The following is a 20,344-nucleotide window of genomic DNA, read 5'->3' on the forward strand; positions in this document are numbered from 1 at the left end:
TCCGCACCCGGGGCCCGGGCGGATCGGCTCAGGAAGGTCCGGGCGGCACCGATCAACGGACCATGTCGGTGAACGCGCTGGAACAGCACGAGGGCGAGTACCGTGCCCGCCAGATCAGGCTGGGCACGTGGATCGCCGTCGGGGTGATCCTCATCGGCGCGGTCCGGGTCCAGCTGGACTGGCAGGGCGGGCCGCTGCTGGTCGCGCTGATCGGGTGCGCCGCCGTGGTGCAGGGCGTGCTGGCGCTGCTGCCGTGGCCCCGGCTGGTGTTCAAGCCGTGGCTGCCGCGGGCGCTCGTCGCGTGGTGGCTGGCGAACCTGGCGGTGCTGCTGGGGTTCACCGCCTACGACGTCGCCGCGCTCGCCATCTACCCGGCCGGGGTGACCCTGATCCTGGCCTCCACGTCGGCGCTCGCCTCCGAACGGGCCGTCATCGGCATCGGTGCGGTCTCCCTCGCCGGGTACATGTCGCTGGTGCTCACCCGCGACCGGCCGGTCACCGGTACCCTCGCCGCGCTGACCCTGGCACTGATGGCCGGGGTCATGTGGTTCTGCGCGCGGACCGCCAGCAACCGCCGGCGGCTGGACACGGCCCGGCTCAGCGCCGAACGGCGGATCGAGGCGTTGCTGGAGAACTCCTCCGACGCGGTCATCGCGGTGCTGCCCGGCGGCGGCGTCACCTACGTGAGCCCGTCGGTGCGCTCGGTGCTCGGCTACGAGCAGGCGTTCGTCACCAGCGACCTGCTGATGGACATCACCCACCCGGACTTCCTGCCGACGGTGATGGAGTGGTGGTTGAGCGTCGCCAACGGCGCTCCCGGCTCCTCCGCCCGGGTCGAGTCCCGGGTCCGCCGCGCCGACGGTGCCTGGATCTACGCCGACGTGATCGGCACCAACCGGCTCGACGACCCGTCGCTGGAGGCGGCGGTCATCAGCATCAGGGACATCACCGAACGCAAGGAGCTGGAGGAGGAGCTGACCCGGCAGGCGTTCGCGGACTCGCTGACGGGCATGCCGAACCGGGCGCTGTTCCGGGATCGGCTGGAGCACGCGATCGCCCGTAACCGCCGCGGCGGCGGGCGGATCACGCTGCTGCTGGTGGACCTCGACGACTTCAAACTCGTCAACGACAGCCTCGGGCACAACGCCGGTGACCAGCTCATCGCCACGACGGCGCTGCGGCTGCACCAGCAGCTGCGGGCCGCGGACACCCTGGCCCGCCTCGGCGGCGACGAGTTCGCGATCCTCGTCGAGGACGTGAGCGAGATCGAGGCGATGGACCTCGGCGACCGGCTCCTGGCCGCGATCCGCCGGCCGCTGCGGCTCGGCAACCGTGAGGTGGTCTGCTCGGCGAGCATCGGCGTGGCGACCGCGAAGGCCGGCGACGGCGAGGACGGTCCGGACCCGGGTGAGCTGCTGCGCAACGCGGACCTGGCGATGTACGCGGCGAAGGCGGCCGGCCGGGACCGCTACGCGCTGTTCGACCCGGGCATGTACGCCGACATCCTGCGGGAGGCCGACGACCGCGCCGAGCTGGAGCAGGCCCTGGCCAACGACGAGTTCGCCGTGCACTACCAGCCGATCGTGGACCTGCCGACCAGCCGGCTGATCGGCGTCGAGGCCCTCGTCCGCTGGGAGCACCCGGTGCGCGGGCTCGTCGGGCCCAACGCGTTCATCCCCCTCGCCGAGTCGACCGGGCTCATCGTGCCGCTGGGCCGGTGGGTGCTGCGGCAGGCCTGCGAGCAGCTGGCGCAGTGGTGCGCCGAGTTCCCCAACGCGGAGCGGATCCGCATGAACGTGAACCTGTCGGCGCGGCAGTTCCAGCACGAGGGCCTGGTCGAGGAGGTCGGGCAGATCATCGCGGAGACCGGCATCAACCCGCACCAGGTGGTCCTGGAGATCACCGAGTCGCTGCTGATGCACGACACCGACTCGACCATCGAGACCCTCGGGCGGCTCAAGCGGCTGGGTGTCCGCCTCGCCATCGACGACTTCGGGACGGGCTACTCGTCGCTGTCGTACCTCAAGCGGTTCCCGGTCGACATCCTGAAGATCGACCGGTCGTTCGTGGACGGCATCGACACCGAGCACGGCGACGCGACCCTGGCCGAGGCGGTCGTGCAGCTGGGGCGGGCCCTGCAGCTGCAGACCGTCGCCGAGGGCATCGAGACCCAGGAGCAGTGGTCGACGCTGCAGGGCCTCGGCTGCGAGTTCGGGCAGGGCTACCTGTTCGCGAAACCGGGCGCCGCCGAGGCGATCTCAACGATCCTCGGCGACGCCCGTCCCGATTAGGCGGGAATGTTGAACGGGTCGCCGTAGACTTTCCAGCTCAGCGGCGGGTTGAGGTCGAAGTTGCGGTTGTTGAGGAAGACCCGCTGGGCCGTGTCGACCCGGCTGGTGTCGCTGTGCGCCTCCTCGGTCTTCATCGCCGCGACCCGGGCGTCGAGGAAGGCGTTGAGGTAGGTGAACTCGTCGCCGCCCTGTGCGGGGGTGCGGGCCTTCGCCATCGCGGCCCGGCGGATGCCGCCGAAGCTGACCGCGCTGTCGCCGGGGCCGTGCATGACGATCGCGTCGTAGTAGGCGAACTGGCCCAGGGCCCGCAGCCCGTCGGCCTTCGCCTGGTTCACGGACGGGTTGAAGTAGACCCGGTCGCGTTCGTCGTTCTGCGCGGTCTGGAACGCCGGGTCGGCGGCCGCGGTCTTCCAGTCCCTGGTGAAGTTCGGGTCGAGCCCGGCGTGGGAGTCGCTGCCGTCGACGTTGCGCAGGGCGGGCAGGTACTTGGCCAGGACGTTGCCCGGGACCCGCTGGGTGTACAGCTCGACGAGCTCGAGCATGTCGCCGGTGCCGGAGCAGAAGCCGATGATCCCGGCGGTGTAGCCGCGGCCGTCGCCGATGTCCTCGATGTACTTGTACTGCGCCTTCCAGTCCAGCGACGAGTTCTCCGCGCTGGACACCAGCTGCATGGCGATGTCCTTCTTGCGCGGGTCGGTGAGGTCCTTGCCCGCGCTGGGGCTGGAGCTCGGGCTGCTGCTCTTCGTGGGTGAAGCGCTCGGGCTCTTTGACGGCGACGCCGAAGCGCTGGGGGACGGCGTCGTGCCGTCGCTGCCGTACACCTTGAACTCCCACAGCGAATAGCCATAGGTCGTGCCGCGGGCGGTGCCGAGGACCCGGACGTAGCGTCCGGTGCCGTTGAGGCCGGTGAGGTCGTCGGTGGCCCCGTTGCCGGTCGTGGTGCTGTAGATGTTCGTCCAGGTGCTGCCGTCGGGCGAGGTCTGGATCTGGTACGACTTGCCGTACGCCGCCTCCCAGTTGAGGTTGACGTGCGTGATCGTCTTCGGGGCGCCGAGGTCGACCCGGATCCACTGCGGGTCGACGCCCTCCGCGCTGGCCCAGCGGGTGCCGGTGTTGCCGTCCACGGCGTTACCGGGGCCGAGCGAGGACAGCTCGTTGGACGACGACGTGGCCGGTTTCCCCTGCGAGAGCAGGGTCTCCGCGGCCGCCTCGGCGCCGTAGGTCGTGACGGCGACCGTCACCCCACCGACGAGCACGGCTGCGGCACCGATGCCGACCAGCCTGCCGGGAATCTTCACGGGGCGCCTCCAGGGGGCGATTAGATAGGTAAGTTACCTGACAGATATTGCGATTCGAATCCTTCGATGTCAAGCCACCTAAGCCAGACTTCAGACTCGCTTAGGCGGCCCATCGTGTAACCCATGGGTTACACTTTCGGCGTGGACGACGTGGCCGAGGCGATCGCGGATCCGGTGCGCCGGGCGATCCTGACGCTGCTGCACACCGGCGGTCCCGTGCCGGCGGGCCAGGTGGCTTCGGCCATCGGCGCCCGGTTCGAGATCAGCCGGCCGGCCGTGAGCCGGCACCTGCGCGTGCTGCGCGAGTGCGGGCTGGTCCGCGACACCCTCGTGGGTCGCCGCCGGCTGTATGCGCTGGACGCCTCCCGGCTCGGCGAGCTGACCGCCTGGCTGGCGCAGTTCGCGGCGCCGTCGATCTGGCAGCAGCGCATGGACGCCCTGGAGACCGAGGTGCACCGCACCCGCCGCGAGCACCGCCTCGCACCGCAACCATCGCAGCTCGATCAGGAGGAACGCACAGCATGAGAGGTCCGGAGCGCAGCGGAGGAACCGCGAATCAGGGGCGCAGGTTTAGCTCAGGCCGGCGCCGGAGCGCAGCGGAGGTGACGGCATGAGAGGTCCGGAGCGCAGCGGAGGAACCGCGAATCAGGGGCGCAGGTTTAGCTCAGGCCGGCGCCGGAGCGCAGCGGAGGTGACGGCATGAGCCCGACCCCGACCGGCCGCTGGACACCCACCCCCACCGGCGGCGAACTGATCGTGTCCCGCACCTTCCGCGCTCCGATCGAGGACGTGTGGGCCAGCGTCACCGAGTCCGACCGCACCGCCCGCTGGTTCGGCCCGTGGAAGGGCGACGGCCGCCCGGGCGGCACGATCCAGTATCAGATGGTGCAGGAGGAAGGCGCCCCCTGGTCCGAGGCCGTCATCGAGGCGTGCGAGCCGCCCCGGCGCCTGGCGCTGACCAACCCGATGGCATACCTGGAGCTGCGGCTGTCCACCGTCGACGCCGGCACCCAGCTGGAACTGGTCCACCACATGCCCGGCCCCGACGGCATCGGCGACTTCGGCCCCGGCTGGGAGTTCTACCTCGACGCGCTCGTCGCCTCCCGCGACGGCACCCCGATGCCCGACTTCAACGACTACTATCCGTCGATGCGCGACTACTTCACCGCCCTGGCGCCTGCGCAAGGGTGACGGTGTCGCTGGGGCGCATGAGGCGCTCCCAGCCCACGTCGGCGGAGTTGCCGTGGGTGCGCAGCGCCGCGATCGGGTCGGGCTCGAGCGCGGCGCCCGCCGTCGGCAGCGTCACCCGGAACCTGGTGCCGCCACCGGGGTTGTCCTCGACCGCGATCGACCCGCCGTGCCGCTCCACGATCCGCCGGCAGATCGCCAGGCCGAGCCCGGTGCCGCCGTAGTCGACCGGACGGGCCCGGTAGAACGACTCGAACACGCGGCCCTTCTCGCTGTCGGGGATGCCGATGCGACGGTCGGCGACGACGAGGTGCACCCCGTCGGCGTCGGCGTGCGCGGTGACCTCGACGTGTGGCGTGCGGCCCGCCGGGGTGTACTTGATGGCGTTGCCGACCAGGTTGTCCACGACCAGGCGCAGCAGCCCCGGATCCGCCCTGATCTGCGGCAGGTCGCCGATGTGGACCGTCGGCGTGGGTGGGCGGCCGGCCGACGACGCCATGCTCAGGTGCACGGGCGGGGCCGGTGCGGTGCGCTCGGCGACGACCGACTCGACGATCGCGCGCAAGTCGACATCGGTGAGGTTGAGCGGAGCATCCCGGGCGGTGGTGTACGCCAGCAGGTCGTCGATGATCGACCGCATGCGGATCGCGCCCAGCCGGACCCGTTCGACCGCCGCCCGTGCGGTGTCGGCCCGGGTCATCCCGCCCGGCCGCACCGGATCACCGGCCGGCAGGGCGGACACGGCGTCGGCGGCGACCGCGGCGAACCCGTGCACCGCGGTCAACGGGCTCTTCAGGTCGTGCGCGACGACGGCGGCGAACTGGGCGAGCTCGGTCTCGTAGCGGCGCAGCGCCGTGATGTCGTGCAGCACCGCGACCGCGCCGCGGGGTGCGCCGGCGGAGCGGTCCAGCGGGCGGGCGCTGACGCTGACCAGGATGCCGTCGGGGTGGGCCGGGTTTCGGATGACCATCTCGACCCGGTCGACGGAGACACCCCGCAACGCCTTCACCATCGGCAGTTCGACGGCCGGGAACGGGGTCACCCGGTCCGGCAGGTACGCGCCGTAGTGCGCCGGCCAGTCCTGCAGGTCGTCGGCGTCGTCGGCGGTGCCGAGCAGCTGCCGGGCGGCGGGGTTGTGCAGCAGGACCCGCCCGTCGGCGCCGACGACCGTGACCCCCTCGCCGAGGCTGGTCAGGATCGCCTGCTGCAGCGCGGCCTGCTCGCGCGCCTCACGTTCGGCGGCGCGCAGCTCCCGGGTCGCCTCGTGGACCAGGATCATCGCCTTCGCGCGGCGGGTCGACAGCAGGTACACCAGCAGCGTCAGCAACACGGTCAGCAGCGCGCCGGCGACGGCGGTGACGAGGGGCCGGTCGGTGTAGGCCCCGGGCAGCTCACGCGGGTCGGCGCTGACCTCCAGGTGCCAGCGCCGCTGCGCGATGTCGAGGTCCTGGTGGCGGTGCAGGGCGTCGCCGGGTGTGGCGAGCCGGTGCACGGTCGCGATCGTCAGCAGTCCCCCGCCGGTCTGCGTCGCCGACAGGGTCGCGGTGACCCGCCGGTGCAGCACCTCGCCCAGGGCTCCGCCGAAGAACCCCTCACCGCGCAGCCCGAGCACCACCCAGCCACGCAGCACGCCGCCCGGCCCGAGGACCGGCGTGGCGAGGCTGAGCGTGCGGCGCTGCTCGTCCGCGGGGCGTGCGGCGTCGCGGGCCAGCAGTGCCGCGTTGGACACCGCGGACCCGCCGACGCGCCGCGCCTCCCGCATGACGTCGGCGAGGTCGAGGTTGGCACCGAGGTCGGTGCCGCCCTCGAGCCGGGCCAGGCCGTCGAGCTGCCGCGCGTACACGCCGAAGTAGTGCTCCCCGGCACCGGGGATGGGCCGCAGCGTGAGGTCACCGGCGCCGGCCGCCCGCCACTCGGCCGGGCCGGCGGGAACGACGAACACGAGCGCGGTGGCGCCCGCGAGGGCCTCCCCTGGCACCCGCGAGGTGGCCCGGTCGAACTCGTCGGGGCTCAGCACGTCGTGCGAACCGAGGGCGGCGGCGACGTTGTCGATGGTGTCGAGATACCGGCGGACCTCCGCGGCGACCGTGGCGGCGGCGAGGTCCGACTGGCGCTGGATCACCTGCTGCGCCGAGCGCCGCTCCTTGCCGGTGATGACGACCGTGACGCCGAGCGTCGCGAAGACCCCGAGGATGAGCACGGCCGCGGCGAGCGCCATCGATCCATACCAGCGGTGTGCGGTCATCGCGGCGGCCTCCAGACGGCGGGGAACGTCCGGAACCACCATAGTTGAGCCGTTTTGTTCGTATACTCAGATCGAGAGCTTCCAGGGAGTTGATAGGCATGTCGACGGTGCTGGTGGCCGAGGACGACCTCGCGATCCGCGAACTGCTCACGTTTCTGCTCGACACGTCCGGCCATCAGGTGATCGCCTGCGCCGACGGCGGCACCGCCCTGGACACCGCCCGCCGCGAGCACCCGGACCTGGCGATCCTGGACGTCAGCATGCCCGGCATCAACGGCATCGAGGTCTGCCGCGCCCTGCGCGAGACCGCCGACACCGAGCTGATGCCGGTGCTGATCCTCACCTCGCACGGCCAGTGGCTGGACGTCAGCACCGGCTTCGACGCCGGCGCCGACGACTACCTGGTCAAACCGTTCGAACCGAGCATCCTGCTGGAGCGCATCGAGACCCTGCTGTCCGACACCCCTGACTGACCGGCCGTCAGGAAAGATGGCCGGCATGGGGAAATGGACCGGTCGCGCGGCGGCCTACGCCGACAGTTATGCCCACCTGTGCACGCACACCGCGCCCGCGCTCCTGGCCGCGGCCGGGATGGCGCCCGGGGTCCGGCTGCTCGACGTCGGCACCGGCACGGGCACCGTCGCGGCGCTCGCCGTGGCGGGCGGCGGCCGGGTCACCGCGGTGGACGCGGAGCCGGGCATGGTCGACCTGGCCCGCGGCAACGTGCCCGGCGCCGAGGTCGTCGAGGGCCAGCTGCCGGACCTGCCGTTCCCCGACGGTGCGTTCGACGCGGTGGTCGCGAACTTCGTCGTCAACCACGTCATCGATCCGGCCCGCACCGTCGCCGAACTGCTGCGGCTGACCGCGCCGGGCGGGCGGGTCGCGGTCACCGTCTGGCCGCACCCGGCGCCGCCGCTGCAACAGCTGTGGGCGGACGTCATGGCGGCGGTCGGGCTCACCCCGGCGCCGTCGAGCATCCCGCCGGAGCTGAACTTCGCCCGCACCACCGACGGTGTCACCGGCCTGCTCGCCGGTGCCGGCGTCCGGGACGTCGAGTGCCGCACGATCGCCTGGACGCACCAGACGGACGTCGAGTCCTGGTGGGTCGGGCCGAGCAACGGCATGGGCGCACTCGGCGAGGCCCTCGCCGGCCAGGACCCGGCGACCGTCGCGGCCGCCCGGCGCGAATACGAGCGCCAAGCCGCGGCGTACGTCACCGCCGACGGCGTGCTGGCCCTGCCGACCGCCGCACTGCTGGCCGGCGGCGCACGGCCGTGATCCGGAAGACCTCGTGCACCCCTGGGTACACAAGGTCTTCCGGATCACGGAAGGCGGTGGGTCACTCGTGGCTGATGGCGAAGCCCAGCGTCACGGCTGCGTTGACGATGACGTGGCCGGGGGCGAGGTCCTGATCGGCCGCAGCGTCGGAGGCGTAGGAGTGGCCGCTCTTGTACCGCTCCTGGCCATGCCCGTCGACGTCGACGTCCTCGATGTGCAGCACCGCGCCGAGGCGGACGCCGGCGGCGTCGGCGTACAGTTCCGCCTTGGCACGGGCGGCCGCGACGGCCTTGCGCCGGGCTTCGGCGCGCAGTTCCCGCTTGGTGGTGACGTCGAAGTCGACGCCTTCGATCTCGTTGGCGCCGGCGGCGACGAGATCGACCAGCAGCTGCTGGACGCCGTCGAGGTCGGTCGACTCGACGGAGAACGCGGCCACGCAGCGGTAACCGGCGAACCGGTGGGCGCCGTCGATGTACTCGGTGCTCGTCGCGAGGTTCAGCCGGGAGGCCTTGACCGCCGAGTCGGCGACGCCCTGGCTGCGCAGCGCGGTCCGCACGGCGCTGACCGCGGCGCTCGCGACGTCGAACGCGGCCGAGGGCGTCTGCTCCCGGTTGACGATCTTGAACCGGACGCGAACCAGGTCGGGCAGCGCCTTCACGCTCGCCGTGCCGTATGCGGTGACACCCCATGGTCGTTCGATCATCTGCATGTACGCAATCCAATCCGTAGCGGGACGCGGTCCGAGCGGAACGACGCCGCGGCGACCCCGGAAGGTTGCCGCGGCGTCGAATTTCAGCTCAACGTCCAGGTCACCGTGTCGGTGACCGGGGTGCCGTTGACGGTCGCGGTCACCTGGACCGTGTTGGCGCCCGCTCGCAGGGTCACGCCGGTCCACTTGAAGATGTGGTCGGTGCTGGTCCTGGAGCCGAGCGAGACACCGTTCAGGGTGGCGGTGACGGTGCCCGCGTTGGAGTACACCTTCAGCTCCGTCGCCGCCGTCGTGCGAGAAGCCCAGCGCCGGCTGGTGATGTACAGGGTCGGGGTCGCGGCCCAGTTGGCCTTGTAGAAGTAGAAGGCGTCCTTGCGGGTGACCCGGTCCCGGGTGACGAGCCCCTTGTCGTTGATGCCCGGCTGGCCACCCTCGTTGCGGCCGTCGGAGGCGAAGTCGAACATGTTCCACACGTAGGTGCCCCAGATGTACTGGCGCGCGTCGAGCTGCTTCCACGACGCCTCGTGCAGCAGCGCCTGGTACTCCTCCGGGTGGTTCTGACCGCCGGGGCTCGGCGGCGACGGGTTGAGGGCGTGCTGGACGGTGCTGGCGCCGGCGCCGTACTCGGACAGGGCTATGCGCCGCGACGGGTTCGCCGCGTGCAGGCTGTCGAGATTGCCGCCGAGGTCGTTGTACGAGCCGTTGTACCAGCCGAAGTACTTGTTGTAGCCGCTGGCCTCGGCGTGGTTGTTGACGGCGCCGGTGTCGCTGACGCAGCAGCTGGCGTAGACCGAGACGCGGTCCGGGTCCTCGGTGTCCACCAGTCCGGCGAGGCTGTCCAGCAGCGTGTTCGTGGCGGTGTTGTCGACGCGCTGTTCGTTGCCGATGCCCCAGAACACGATGGACGGGTGGTTGTAGTTCTGCCGGATGAGCTCGATCAGCTGCTGGCGGGCGTTGGCGGTGAAGGCGGCGGAATTGGTGGTGTCGTTGACCAGCGGGATCTCCGCCCACACGACCAGGCCGCGTTCGTCGGCGAGGTTGTAGTCCTTCTGGTCGTGCTGGTAGTGCGCCATGCGGATGGTGGTGGCGCCGATCTCCTGGATGAGGTCGAAGTCAGCAGTGTGCTGCGCGTCGTTGACGGCCCAGCCGACGCCGGCGCGGTCCTGGTGCAGGTTGACGCCGTGCAGGTCATACGGGTGGCCGTTGAGGCTGAAACCGGTGTTCGGGTCCACGCTGAAGGTGCGCAGGCCGAGCGGCTCGGTGACCACGTCGGTGACCACGCCCGAGGACCGGATCTCGACGTTCGCGTTGTACAGGTAGGGATCGGCGAGCCCGTCCCACCGGTGCGGGTTGGCGATCGTCACCGAGGAAACGACGTCGACCCCGGCGTTGGCGGCCACGGTGCGGGCCGGCAGCGACTGGTCCGCGACGACGGTGCCCGTGGCGTCGGTGATGACGGTCCGGACCACCACCGAGCGGCTGGACGCGTTGTTGTTGAACAGTTTCGTCGTCACGTCGACGGTCGCGGACGCGGCGGTGACCGACCGCTGCCGCAGGTAGACGCCGGGACCGGCGGAGTCCAGCATCCGCACCGCCAGGGGGTCGACGACCTGGAGGCTGACGTTGCGGTAGATGCCGCCGTCGAAGCTGTAGTCGGCGGACAGCGGGGCGATGTCGGCGTTGTTCGCGTTGTTCACCTTGACCGCGATGACGTTGTCCTGCCCGACCTTGAGCGCCGACGTGGCGCCGAAGCGGAAGCGGGAGTAACCGCCGGAGTGCTTGCCGAGGTAGGTGCCGTTGACCCACACGTCGGCGACCTGGTTGGCGCCGGCGAACTGCAGGAACAGCATCTTGCCGGCGAACGCGGCCGGGACGGTGTAGTGCCGGCGGTACCAGCCGACGCCGCGGTAGTAGTTGTTCCCGCCGTCCGCCCCGTCAAGAGCGTTCCAGGTGTGCGGGACGGAGAGTTGCTGCCACGCGCTGTCGTTGAAGGTGGTGGCTTCGGCGCCGGCGACGTCACCCTTGTTGAAGCGCCAGCCGCTGTTGAGGTCGACCCGCTGCCGCAGCGCGGGCGGGGTGTACGTGGCCGCGGACGCGCTGGGCGCCGCGACCACGTTGGCCGCCACGACCATGACGGCCGCGGCGAGCCACGTGAGGATCCTGCGCATTGTTCACTCCCGAACGGGACGTATGGCGGTACGCGCCGCCCCGGGGCGGGACAGCGGTGAGGTGCCGGGTTCAGTTGTGCAGCAGGCGTGCGGTGTGTTCGATGAGCAGCCCGCGCCACGACGGGCCGAGGTCCTCGGGGAAGACGGGCAGGAGCGAGTCGACCAGGTCGGCCGGCTTGGACCGTCCGGCGGTCGCGGCGGCGAGGGTCTCGGCAAGCGGGTCGTCGACGGGTTGGTGGGTCGCGACGTACACCATCCACGCGGCGACGGCGAGCGCTGTCCATTGTGGAGTCGCTCCGGCGACGAGCCGGTCGCGGGCGGTGCCGAGCAGGCGGATCGGCAGTTTCAGCGAGCCGTCGGCCGCGACCTGGGTGGTGCGGTGGCCCAGCGCGGGGTCGGCGAACCGGCGCAGGATCGAGTCCTGGTAGCCGGGCAGGTCGAAGCCGTCGGGCAGGGTCAGGGTCGGCGCGGCGTCCTCGGTCATGAGCCGGTGTGCGGCGTCGGCGAGGACCGGGTCGGTCATCGTGTCGGCGATCGTGTCGTGGCCGGCGAGGGCGCCGGTGTAGGCGAGCAGCGAGTGGGTCGCGTTGAGCAGCCGCAGCTTCGCCGCCTCGTAGGGCGCGACGTCGGTGGTGTACGTGGCGTCCCAGGCCGGCCGGCCGGCGGCGAAGGTGTCCTCGATGACCCATTGGCTGAAAGGTTCGGCGACGACCGCGCCCTCGTCGCACACCCCGAGCGCGGCCGTGACGACCGCCCTGTCCGCGGCGGTGGTCGCGGGCACGATCCGGTCCACCACGCAGGACGGGAACGCCACCGACGTGCCGATCCAGTCGAGCAGGCGGTCACCGTCGGGCAGTCCCGCGCAGTGCTCGGCCACGCGGCCGCGCAGGGTCGCGCCGTTGGCGGTCAGGTTGTCGCACGACAGGACGCTGATCGGCCCGGCGTCCGCGCGGCGGCGCAGCTCCAGGCCGGCGACGAGCCGCCCGACCGCCGGGCTGTCGGGCCGGTATCCCTTCTCCGTGACGGTGAGCGTGACCAGGCGGACGCGCGGGTCGGCGATCCGGGCGGCGGGCCCGCCGTCCTCGTCCTGGGTGCGGATCTCGCGCAGCGCGCCGATCACCCGCGGCGGCGCGGCACCGGCGCCGCGCTCCAGGACGGTGTAGAGCCCGTCCTGCGGCGCGAGCTGGTCCCGGACCGTCGCGGAGCGTTGGGTGTAGCCGCTGATGCCCCAGGTCGGGTCGGCGGCGAGCACGGCGTCGGTGTAGACGGCCTGGTGCGCCCGGTGGAACGCGCCGACGCCGAGGTGCACGATGCCGACGGTGACGTCGCGGAGGTCGTAGGACGGCGCGCGGACGCCGGCCGGCAACGACAGGTCGTGGCGGGAGAGCCGGGTCACCAACTGTGCATCGTCCCGTCTTCGAGGCGGTTCACCGGCAGTGACGCCGGCTTGTAGGGGTACTGCGCGGCGAGTTCCTCGTCGATGTCGACGCCCAGGCCCGGCTCCTCGGACGGGTGCAGGTAGCCGCCCTCGAAGTGGTACCCGTGCGGGAAGACCTCGTCGGTGGCCGAGGTGTGCCGCATGTACTCCTGCAGTCCGAAGTTGGGGATGGCGACGTCGACGTGCAGCGCGGCCGCCATGCAGACCGGGGACAGGTCGGTGGCGCCGTGCGAGCCGGACCGCACGTGGTGCAGCGCCGCCAGGTCGAAGATGCGCCGCAGGTGGGTGATGCCGCCGGCGTGCACGACGGTGGCCCGGATGTAGTCGATGAGCTGCTCGCGGATGAGCTGCTCGCAGTCCCAGACCGTGTTGAACACCTCGCCGACGGCGACGGGGGTGGTGGTGTGCTGGCGGATGAGCCGGAACCCCTCCTGCAGTTCGGCCGGGACGGGGTCCTCGATCCACGTCAACGAAAAGGGTTCGAGCGACTTGCCGAGCCGGGCCGCCTCGATCGGGGTGAGCCGGTGGTGTACGTCGTGCAGCAGCTTCACGTCCGGCCCGAACTCGTCGCGGACCCGGTTGAACACCGTCGGCACGTGGTTGAGGTAGCGCGACGTGGACCAGACGTTCTCCGTGGGGATCGCGGCGTCGGCGGGCTCATAGAAGAGCTTGTCCTTGCTCACCCCGTAGGTGCTGGCCATGCCGGGGATACCGGTCTGCACCCGGATCGCGCGGTAGCCCAGGTCGACGTACCGGGCGACCTCGACGAGCGCGTCCTCGACGGTGTCACCGTTGGCGTGGCCGTAGACGGTGACGCCCTCGCGGGAGCGGCCGCCGATGAGCTTGTAGACGGGCAGCCCGGCGAGCTTGCCGAGGATGTCCCACAGGGCGGTGTCCACGGCGGCGATCGCGGACATCGTGACCGGGCCGCGCCGCCAGTACGCGCCCTTGTACAGGTACTGCCAGGTGTCCTCGATGCGGGTCGGGTCCCGGCCGATGAGCTGCGGCACCACGTGGTCGGTGAGGTAGCTGGCGACGGCGAGCTCGCGGCCGTTGAGGGTGGCGTCGCCGACCCCGGTCACGCCATCGTCGGTGATGATCTTCAGGGTGACGAAGTTGCGGTCCGGGCAGGTGACGATCACCCGGGCCTCAGTGATCCTCATGCGGGGTCCTCTTCCTTGACCCTGGCGACGAGCTGGGTCGGGTTCACCAGGCGCAGTGCCAGGACGAGCAGCACGAGCATCGTGCCGGTGTAGATGACGGCCATGGCGTCGACGGCCTGCTGCGCGCGGATCCCGGCGGCCGACATGGAGTTGTAGAGCGCGACGACGAGCGTCGTGGAGTCGGGTCCGGCGGTGAGGAACGTCAGCTCGAACATGCCGACGGTGCGCACCAGCACGAGGATCGACGCGGCGAGCATGCCGGGGACGAGCAGCGGGGCGAGGATCCGCACGAACACCTGGCGGGTGCCGGCGCCGCACATGCGGGCGGCCCGTTCGATCGCCGGGTCGATCTGCTCGATGAACGGGGTCATGGTGAGGATGACGAACGGCACCGACGGCACCAGGTTGGCCAGGACCACGCCGGTCAGGTGCCCGGCGAACCCGTACTTGTAGAGCACGGTCGCCAGGGGGATGCCGTAGGTGATCGGCGGCATCAGGATCGGCAGGAGGAACAGCAGGTACAGCACCCGCCGGCCGGGGAACGAGCGCCGTGCCAGCACGTAGGAGGCGGGCACCCCCACGAGGACGGAGATCCCGACGACGAGCGCGGACACCTCCAGGGTCGTGATGAGCACGGGCAGCAGGCCGAAGTCGCGCCACGCCTCGCCGTACCACTGGCCGGTGAACCCGGACGGCAGCCAGGTGTCGAACCACTGCGTGCCGAACGAGCTCACGACGACGGACAGCACCAGCCCGGCGAGGTTGATGAAGAAGAACGCAACGACGCCCCACACCACCAAAGCGCCTGGTCGCTTCATCCTTTGCCTCCCGTGGATCCGGTGTACAGCAGCGACCGCCAGCCCAGGACGGCGGCGATGACGACCAGCTCGACCAGGCCCATGACGACCGCGATCGCGGACGCCTTCGGGTAGTCGTACTGCTCGTAGCCGGCGTGCCAGGCCGCGATCGAGATGACCCTGGTCTCCCCCGCCGGGTCGCCGACGAGGACGGCGGACGGGAACACGCTGAACGCGAGCACGAACGTCAGGCAGAAGGTGGTCGCGAGGCCGGGCGCGAGCAGCGGCAGGGTGATCCGCCGGAACCGCTGCGCCCAGCCGGCGCCGAGGGTGGCCGCGGCCTTCTCCAGGGTCGGGTCGATCCCCGACAGGTAGGACAGCACCAGCAGGAACGCGAACGGGAACCCGGTGATGACCAGGGAGAAGAACACGCCCCAGTAGTTGTGGGTGAGCCGGACCGGCTCGTCGATCACGTGCAGCGCCATCAGGGTGCGGTTGAACCAGCCGGTCGGGCCGAGGAAGTTCAGCAACCCCTGCGCCGTGAGGACCGTACCGAGGGTGATCGGCACGACCAGCACCGTGGTGAGCAGCCGCTTGCCCCGGAACCTCCCGCGCATCCGGTACGCGATCGGCACGGACGCGCCCACGTTGAGCAGCGCCACCGGCAGCGACAGCCAGAGCGTGGTGGTGAGCGTGCCGCGCTCGTAGGCGTCGGCGAAGAACGACCGGTACGCCTCGAACGGCCCGCCCTGTTCGGGTTGGAACGACAGCCCGATGCCGTAGAAGAACGGGTAGATGAACAGCGTCACCACGAACAGCAGCGCCGGCCCGAGCAGCAGCAGCTGCCGGTCGATGCCGCGTTCGGCGAGCCGGTGCGTCCACGCCGCCCGGGTCTCGGTCACGGCCGCCATCAGTCCGCTCCCCCGGCCGGGAAGATCAGCAGCGCCGCGGGGTCGACGGCGAGCCGGACCTTGTCGCCGGGTGCCGGGCGGTCCGCGGTCCGCACGTGCAGCCGCCGGCCCGCGTCGGTGACCACCTCGACGGCGACCTCACGCCCCTGATACTCCACGACCTCGACGGTGGCGGGGAAGCCGTCCTCGGCGATCCGCAGCGACTCCGGCCGCACCCCGGCGACGACTTCGTCGCCTGGGTGCACGTCGCCGACCGGGGAGCCCTGCAGCGTCAGCCCGCCGCCCTCGACCACTGTGGACACACCGACGGTGACCACCTTCATGGGCAGCAGGTTGCGGAAGCCCATGAAGTCCGCGACGTGCCGGTTCGCCGGCTGGGTGTGCAACTGCTCGGGGGTGCCGACCTGCTGGACCCGCCCGCCGCGCAGCACGACCAGGCGGTCGGCCATCGACAGCGCCTCCTCCTGGTCGTGCGTCACGTAGACGGTGGTGAGGCCGAGCGCCTGGTGCAGCCGCCGGATCTCGGTGCGCATCTCCAGCCGCAGCTTCGCGTCCAGATTGGACAGTGGCTCGTCCATGAGGACCAGCGACGGCTCGAGCACGACCGCGCGGGCGATCGCGACCCGCTGCTGCTGCCCGCCGGACAGCTGGCCCGGCAGCTTGCGGGCCTGCTCCTCCAGGTGCACCAGGGCGATCGCCTCGTCGGTGCGGCGGCGGATCTCCGCCCCGGGCAGCCGGCGCATCTGCAGCCCGAACGCGATGTTCTTCCACACCGTCAGGTGCGGGAACAGCGCGTAGTTCTGGAACACCATGCCGAAGCCGCGCTTCTCCGGCAGGAGCGTGTCGAGGCGGGTGTCGTCCTGCCAGATGCGGCCCGCGGTGAGCGGCAGCAGCCCGGCGAGGCAGTTCAACGCGGTCGACTTGCCGCAGCCGGACGGGCCGAGCAGGGCGATGAACTCGCCCCGCTCGATCGTCAGGTCGAGGTCCACGAGGGCGTCCTGACCGCCGAACCGGCGGGTGACACCCTCGAGACGCAACTGCTGGAACTTGGTCACTTCTTCACCTTCGCGCCGCCCACCTCGCGGTCCCACTTGTCGAACGCGGCCACGAGAGCCTTGGCGTCGAGCGGGACCTCGAGCGGGTTACCGGAGATGAGCGCGTCGTACTCGGTGCGGCCGAAGTCGGTGATCGCCTTCTGGCTGTCGGCGGGCGCCATCGACAGCGGCACGTCCTTGACCGCCGGGCCCGGGTAGAAGTAGCCCTTGTCGTAGGCCTTCGCCTGCTGTTTCGGGGTCAGCATCTCCTGCAGGAGCAGCAGGATCGCGGACTGCTTGTCGGCCGAGACGCCCTTGGGCACGACGGCGTAGTGGGCGTCGGTGACCCAGTGGAAGCCGTTGAGCGAGCCGATCTTCGCCTCCTTCGGCACCTGGCCGAGGACCCGCGGGTTGATGTCCCAGCCCGTCGTCGTCGCGATGATCTTCGCCGAGCCGTTGGCGAGGGACTTCATCGTCTCGCTGGTCGAGGACGGGTAGAACTCGACGTACTTGTTCAGCTCCGTGAGATACGCCCAGGTCTTCTCCCACCCGTTGATCGGGTCCTTCGGGTCCTTGTCACCCAGCAGATAGGGCAGACCCATCAGGAACGTGCGACCCGGCCCCGAGTTCGCGGGCCGCGCGTACTGCACGGTGTTCGGGTTGGCCTTCGCGAAGTCCAGCAGCTCCTGCGCGCTCTTCGGCGGGTTCGCGACCTTGCCGGGCAGGTATTCGATCAGCGGCCCGGACGGGTAGTAGGTGACGGTGACCCCGAAGTCGCCGGCCAGTTTCTGCATCGCGGCGGCGCCGGGCAGGTAGTCCTTCATACCGGGCAGGCGCGAGGCGTACGCCGGGAGCAACGGCTGCCAGAGTCCCTGGTCGACGCCGGCGGCCAGGCCGTCCACGCCGGTGAGCACGAGGTCGATGTCGACCCGGCCGGCGTTCTGCTGCGCCTTGACCTTCGGCGCGAGCTCCGGCGCGGTCGCCTTGGAGTAGGTGACCTTGCTGATCGTGTCGGCGTGCGCGGCCACGAAGTCGTCGATCATGCCCTGGGTGAGCTGCAGGTTGCCGGCGACGTCGAGGATGTTCAGCGTCACCGCCGAGGCCGGCTTCAGCGGCAGGTCGCCACTGCTGGCCGGGGCCGGGGTCGACTTCGTCGGGGCGCCGCAGCCGGCGACCAGACAGAGGGCTAGCAAGGACGCGGTCGCGGTGAAGTGCCTTCGGGTGAGGGACATGGCGGATTCCCTTCTACGCTCAGATCTCAGTTGGACGGCGCGCGTCCGGTGGAGTGGCGCACCATGAGCTGCGAGGGGAGCTCGCGCCGCGCGGCGGCCGCGCGGTCCGGGTCCTCCAGCAGCTGCAACAGCATGTCGACGCCGGCGCGACCGATCTGCTCCTGCGGTTGGGCGACGGTGGTCAGCGAGGGGCTGACCATCTGGGAGAGCACGATGTCGTCGAAGCCCATCACGCTGATCGCCTCGGGCACCTTGACGCCCCGGGTGGCGAACCAGTTGAGCAGGCCGAGCGCGACGAGGTCGTTGTATGCGATGACGGCGGTGACCCCGGCGGCGAGCACCAGGTCCGCGGCCGCGACACCGCCGGCGAACTGCGGTGCGAAGTTGCCGATCTCGACCAGGTCGATGCCGGCGGCGTTGGTGGTGGTGCGCAGCGCCCGCGCCCGTTCCCGGTTGGACCACGACAGCCGCGGTCCGGCGACGTAGCCGATGCGCCGGTGGCCGAGCGCCGCGAGGTGCGCGACCGCCTGCCGGATGCCGTCGATGTTGTCGATGGTGATGGCCGGGATCTGGCCGACCCGGCGGTTGAGCATGACGACCGGCGTCTCGCCGATGACCGAGCGCAGGTCCTCCTCCGTCATACGGGGTGAGCAGAGCACGATGCCGTCGACCTGCTTGCTCAGTGCCCGGACCAGGCCGGCCTCGGCGCTCGGGTCCTCGTCGGTGTCGGCGAGGAAGACCGAGAAGTCCGATTCGCGGGCGCGGCTCTGCACGCCCTTGACGACTCCCGGGAAGAACGGGTTGGTGAGGTCGGGCACGATCAGCCCGATGTTGCCGGTGCGGCCCGTGATCAGGCCGCGGGCCGCCCGGTTGGGCTGGTAGCCCAGCTCGGCGGCGGCCCGCTCGACCCTGGCCCTGGTCTCGGCCTGGACGAGTGCGGGGGTGGTGAGGGCGCGGCTGACCGTCGACGGCGACACGCCGGCCACACGGGCCACGTCCTTGATCGTCACCGGCATCGGGCACGCTCCCTGTTGTGGGGTGGTGCCGGCAAGCATGAAATCGTTTGTAGGTCGATGTCAAGAGATTCCTCGATCTCGCTCTTGACGCCTTGCTGATGTCGGCACACAGTGATGAGAACGTTTGTGGGATCGACGCAAGGGAGTCATCACGGTGCCGCAGCTCCACCTCGACCCCGACCGGGCCCTGCCGCCGGACCCTGCGACCCGGGAGCTCGCCCGCACCGTCTACGCGCAGACCAGAGCGCTGCCGCTGGTCTGCATGCACGGCCACGTCGACGCGGCCCTGCTCGCCGACGACACCCCGTTCGGCGACCCCGCCGGCATGCTGATCACCCCGGACCACTACGTCACCCGGCTGATCCACGCGGCCGGTGTTCCGCTGGAGGCGCTGGGCGTCGGCGCGGACGCGGCGGACTCCCGGTCGGTCTGGCGGACGTTCTGCGCCAACTGGCGGCTCTTCCGCGGCACCCCGTCGCGCTACTGGCTGACCCACGAGCTGGTCGAGGTGTTCGGCGTGGACACCGCGCCGTCCGCGGCCACCGCCGACCAGCTCTACGACGAGCTCGCCGCGCGCCTCGCCGAGCCGGCGTTCCGCCCCCGCGCGCTGTTCGAGCGCTTCGGCATCGAGGTCCTGGCCACCACCGACTCGCCGCTCGACGACCTCGACGCCCATGCCCGGCTGGCCGCCGACGGCTGGGGGTCACGGGTCATCCCCACGTTCCGCCCCGACGCCCTCGTCCACCTCGCCCGGCCGTCGTGGATCGCCGACGTGGCGGCTCTCGCCAAGCGCGCCGACGTCGCCACCGACGACTACGACGGCTACCTGGCGGCGCTGCGGGCCCGCCGGCAGGCGTTCATCGCCGCGGGCGCGCTCGCCACCGACCACGGCCACGAGTCCGCGGACACCACCCCGCTCAGCGACGCCGACGCCCACCGCATCTACGCCGCCGCCCTCGCCGGGCGGGTCACCCCGGCGGAGGCGGCCGCGTTCGCCGGGCACATGCTGTTTCAGATGGCCGCCATGTCCTGCGAGGACGGGCTCGTCATGCAGCTGCACCCCGGCGTCCTGCGCGACCACAGCGACGAGGCGCACCGGCTCTACGGCCCGGACCGCGGCTTCGACATCCCCGTCGCCATCGAGTTCACCCGCTCGCTGCGCCCGCTGCTGCAGTCCTTCGGCCGCCACCCCGCGCTGCGGCTGATCCTGTTCACCGTCGACGAGACCGTCCACACCCGCGAGCTGGCCCCCCTCGCCGGCGTCTACCCCGCCGTGCGCCTCGGCGCGCCGTGGTGGTTCCTGGACAGCCCGGACGGGCTGCGCCGGTTCCGCGCCGCGGTGACCGAGACGGCGGGCTTCTACAACACCGCCGGCTTTGTCGACGACACCAGGGCGTTCGCCTCCATCCCGGCCCGGCACGACCTCGCCCGCCGCATCGACGCCGGCCACCTGGCCGGTCTCGTCGCCGGTGGCCTGCTGGACCTCGACGAGGCCGTGGAGACCGCCGTCGACCTCGCCTACACCATCCCCCGCGAGGTCTACGCCCGCCCGACCGGCTGACGCGCCTTCGGTGTC

Annotated in this window: 17 protein-coding genes; 6 read left to right on the forward strand and 11 right to left on the reverse strand. The window is 71.2% G+C overall.

Annotation, left to right across the window (positions count from 1 at the left end; all coding sequences use genetic code 11):
• Positions 1-68: 68 nt before the first annotated feature.
• Positions 69-2,291 (forward strand): putative bifunctional diguanylate cyclase/phosphodiesterase, encoded by a 2,223-nt coding sequence (locus ACFPIJ_RS39820; RefSeq protein WP_380123379.1) that lies wholly within the window; start codon positions 69-71, stop codon positions 2,289-2,291.
• On the opposite strand, the gene ACFPIJ_RS39825 is transcribed toward ACFPIJ_RS39820, so the two are convergent.
• Positions 2,288-3,589 carry a chitosanase gene (locus tag ACFPIJ_RS39825; RefSeq protein ID WP_380123381.1) on the reverse strand — a complete coding sequence of 434 codons (1,302 nt, stop codon included), beginning with the start codon at positions 3,587-3,589 and terminating at the stop codon, positions 2,288-2,290. The genes ACFPIJ_RS39820 and ACFPIJ_RS39825 overlap by 4 nt on opposite strands.
• A 123-nt stretch (positions 3,590-3,712) precedes the next feature.
• On the opposite strand from ACFPIJ_RS39825, the gene ACFPIJ_RS39830 reads away from it, so the two are divergent.
• Positions 3,713-4,114 (forward strand): ArsR/SmtB family transcription factor, encoded by a 402-nt coding sequence (locus ACFPIJ_RS39830; protein ID WP_380123383.1) that lies wholly within the window; start codon positions 3,713-3,715, stop codon positions 4,112-4,114.
• A gap of 174 nt (positions 4,115-4,288) precedes the next feature.
• Entirely contained in the window at positions 4,289-4,780 is a 492-nt protein-coding gene (locus ACFPIJ_RS39835) for an SRPBCC family protein (protein WP_380123385.1), read from the forward strand.
• Here ACFPIJ_RS39835 and ACFPIJ_RS39840 read toward each other — a convergent pair.
• Positions 4,752-7,064 carry a sensor histidine kinase gene (locus tag ACFPIJ_RS39840; protein WP_380123387.1) on the reverse strand — a complete coding sequence of 771 codons (2,313 nt, stop codon included), beginning with the start codon at positions 7,062-7,064 and terminating at the stop codon, positions 4,752-4,754. The two genes, ACFPIJ_RS39835 and ACFPIJ_RS39840, sit on opposite strands and share 29 nt — an antisense overlap.
• Before the next feature lie 56 nt (positions 7,065-7,120).
• Here ACFPIJ_RS39840 and ACFPIJ_RS39845 point away from each other — a divergent pair, with 56 nt between their 5' ends.
• Together ACFPIJ_RS39845 and ACFPIJ_RS39850 are read left to right on the forward strand one after the other, a co-directional pair.
• On the forward strand, positions 7,121-7,495 hold the full coding sequence (locus ACFPIJ_RS39845) for a response regulator transcription factor (protein WP_380123389.1): 375 nt from the start codon (positions 7,121-7,123) through the stop codon (positions 7,493-7,495).
• Positions 7,496-7,520: 25 nt separating this feature from the next.
• Positions 7,521-8,300, forward strand: a complete 780-nt coding sequence (locus ACFPIJ_RS39850; protein ID WP_380123391.1) for a class I SAM-dependent methyltransferase — start codon at positions 7,521-7,523, stop codon at positions 8,298-8,300.
• Between the two features lie 61 nt (positions 8,301-8,361).
• Here ACFPIJ_RS39850 and ACFPIJ_RS39855 read toward each other — a convergent pair whose 3' ends face one another.
• The 9 genes from ACFPIJ_RS39855 to ACFPIJ_RS39895 all read right to left on the reverse strand — a co-directional run bounded on the left by ACFPIJ_RS39855 (position 8,362) and on the right by ACFPIJ_RS39895 (position 18,768).
• Positions 8,362-9,009 carry an SIMPL domain-containing protein gene (locus ACFPIJ_RS39855; protein WP_380123393.1) on the reverse strand — a complete coding sequence of 216 codons (648 nt, stop codon included), beginning with the start codon at positions 9,007-9,009 and terminating at the stop codon, positions 8,362-8,364.
• Positions 9,010-9,092: 83 nt separating this feature from the next.
• Entirely contained in the window at positions 9,093-11,177 is a 2,085-nt protein-coding gene (locus tag ACFPIJ_RS39860; RefSeq protein WP_380123394.1) for a glycoside hydrolase family 2 protein, read from the reverse strand.
• A gap of 70 nt (positions 11,178-11,247) precedes the next feature.
• A complete protein-coding gene (locus ACFPIJ_RS39865) occupies positions 11,248-12,573 on the reverse strand; it encodes a mannitol dehydrogenase family protein (protein WP_380123727.1) in 1,326 nt (441 codons plus the stop codon).
• Positions 12,570-13,778, reverse strand: coding sequence for a D-mannonate dehydratase ManD (gene manD / locus ACFPIJ_RS39870; RefSeq protein WP_380123396.1), 1,209 nt, complete (start codon positions 13,776-13,778; stop codon positions 12,570-12,572). Before manD ends, ACFPIJ_RS39865 begins: the two co-directional genes overlap by 4 nt.
• Complete coding sequence (locus ACFPIJ_RS39875; protein ID WP_380123398.1) at positions 13,775-14,596, reverse strand: ABC transporter permease; 822 nt, start codon at positions 14,594-14,596, stop codon at positions 13,775-13,777. The genes manD and ACFPIJ_RS39875 overlap by 4 nt, the downstream gene beginning before the upstream one ends.
• The gene (locus ACFPIJ_RS39880; protein WP_380123400.1) at positions 14,593-15,486 is read right to left on the reverse strand and encodes an ABC transporter permease; all 894 of its coding nucleotides are present in this window, start codon (positions 15,484-15,486) and stop codon (positions 14,593-14,595) included. The genes ACFPIJ_RS39875 and ACFPIJ_RS39880 overlap by 4 nt, the downstream gene beginning before the upstream one ends.
• Positions 15,486-16,541 (reverse strand): ABC transporter ATP-binding protein, encoded by a 1,056-nt coding sequence (locus tag ACFPIJ_RS39885; protein ID WP_380123402.1) that lies wholly within the window; start codon positions 16,539-16,541, stop codon positions 15,486-15,488. Before ACFPIJ_RS39885 ends, ACFPIJ_RS39880 begins: the two co-directional genes overlap by 1 nt.
• On the reverse strand, positions 16,538-17,752 hold the full coding sequence (locus ACFPIJ_RS39890) for an extracellular solute-binding protein (RefSeq protein WP_380123404.1): 1,215 nt from the start codon (positions 17,750-17,752) through the stop codon (positions 16,538-16,540). Before ACFPIJ_RS39890 ends, ACFPIJ_RS39885 begins: the two co-directional genes overlap by 4 nt.
• 26 nt (positions 17,753-17,778) lie before the next feature.
• Positions 17,779-18,768 (reverse strand): LacI family DNA-binding transcriptional regulator, encoded by a 990-nt coding sequence (locus ACFPIJ_RS39895; RefSeq protein WP_380123406.1) that lies wholly within the window; start codon positions 18,766-18,768, stop codon positions 17,779-17,781.
• Between the two features lie 154 nt (positions 18,769-18,922).
• Here ACFPIJ_RS39895 and uxaC point away from each other — a divergent pair, with 154 nt between their 5' ends.
• Positions 18,923-20,329, forward strand: coding sequence for a glucuronate isomerase (gene uxaC / locus ACFPIJ_RS39900; protein ID WP_380123408.1), 1,407 nt, complete (start codon positions 18,923-18,925; stop codon positions 20,327-20,329).
• The last annotated feature ends 15 nt before the right edge of the window (positions 20,330-20,344 follow it).

This window comes from Dactylosporangium cerinum, assembly GCF_042653625.1.
GTDB classification, from domain to species: Bacteria; Actinomycetota; Actinomycetes; order Mycobacteriales; family Micromonosporaceae; genus Dactylosporangium; species Dactylosporangium cerinum.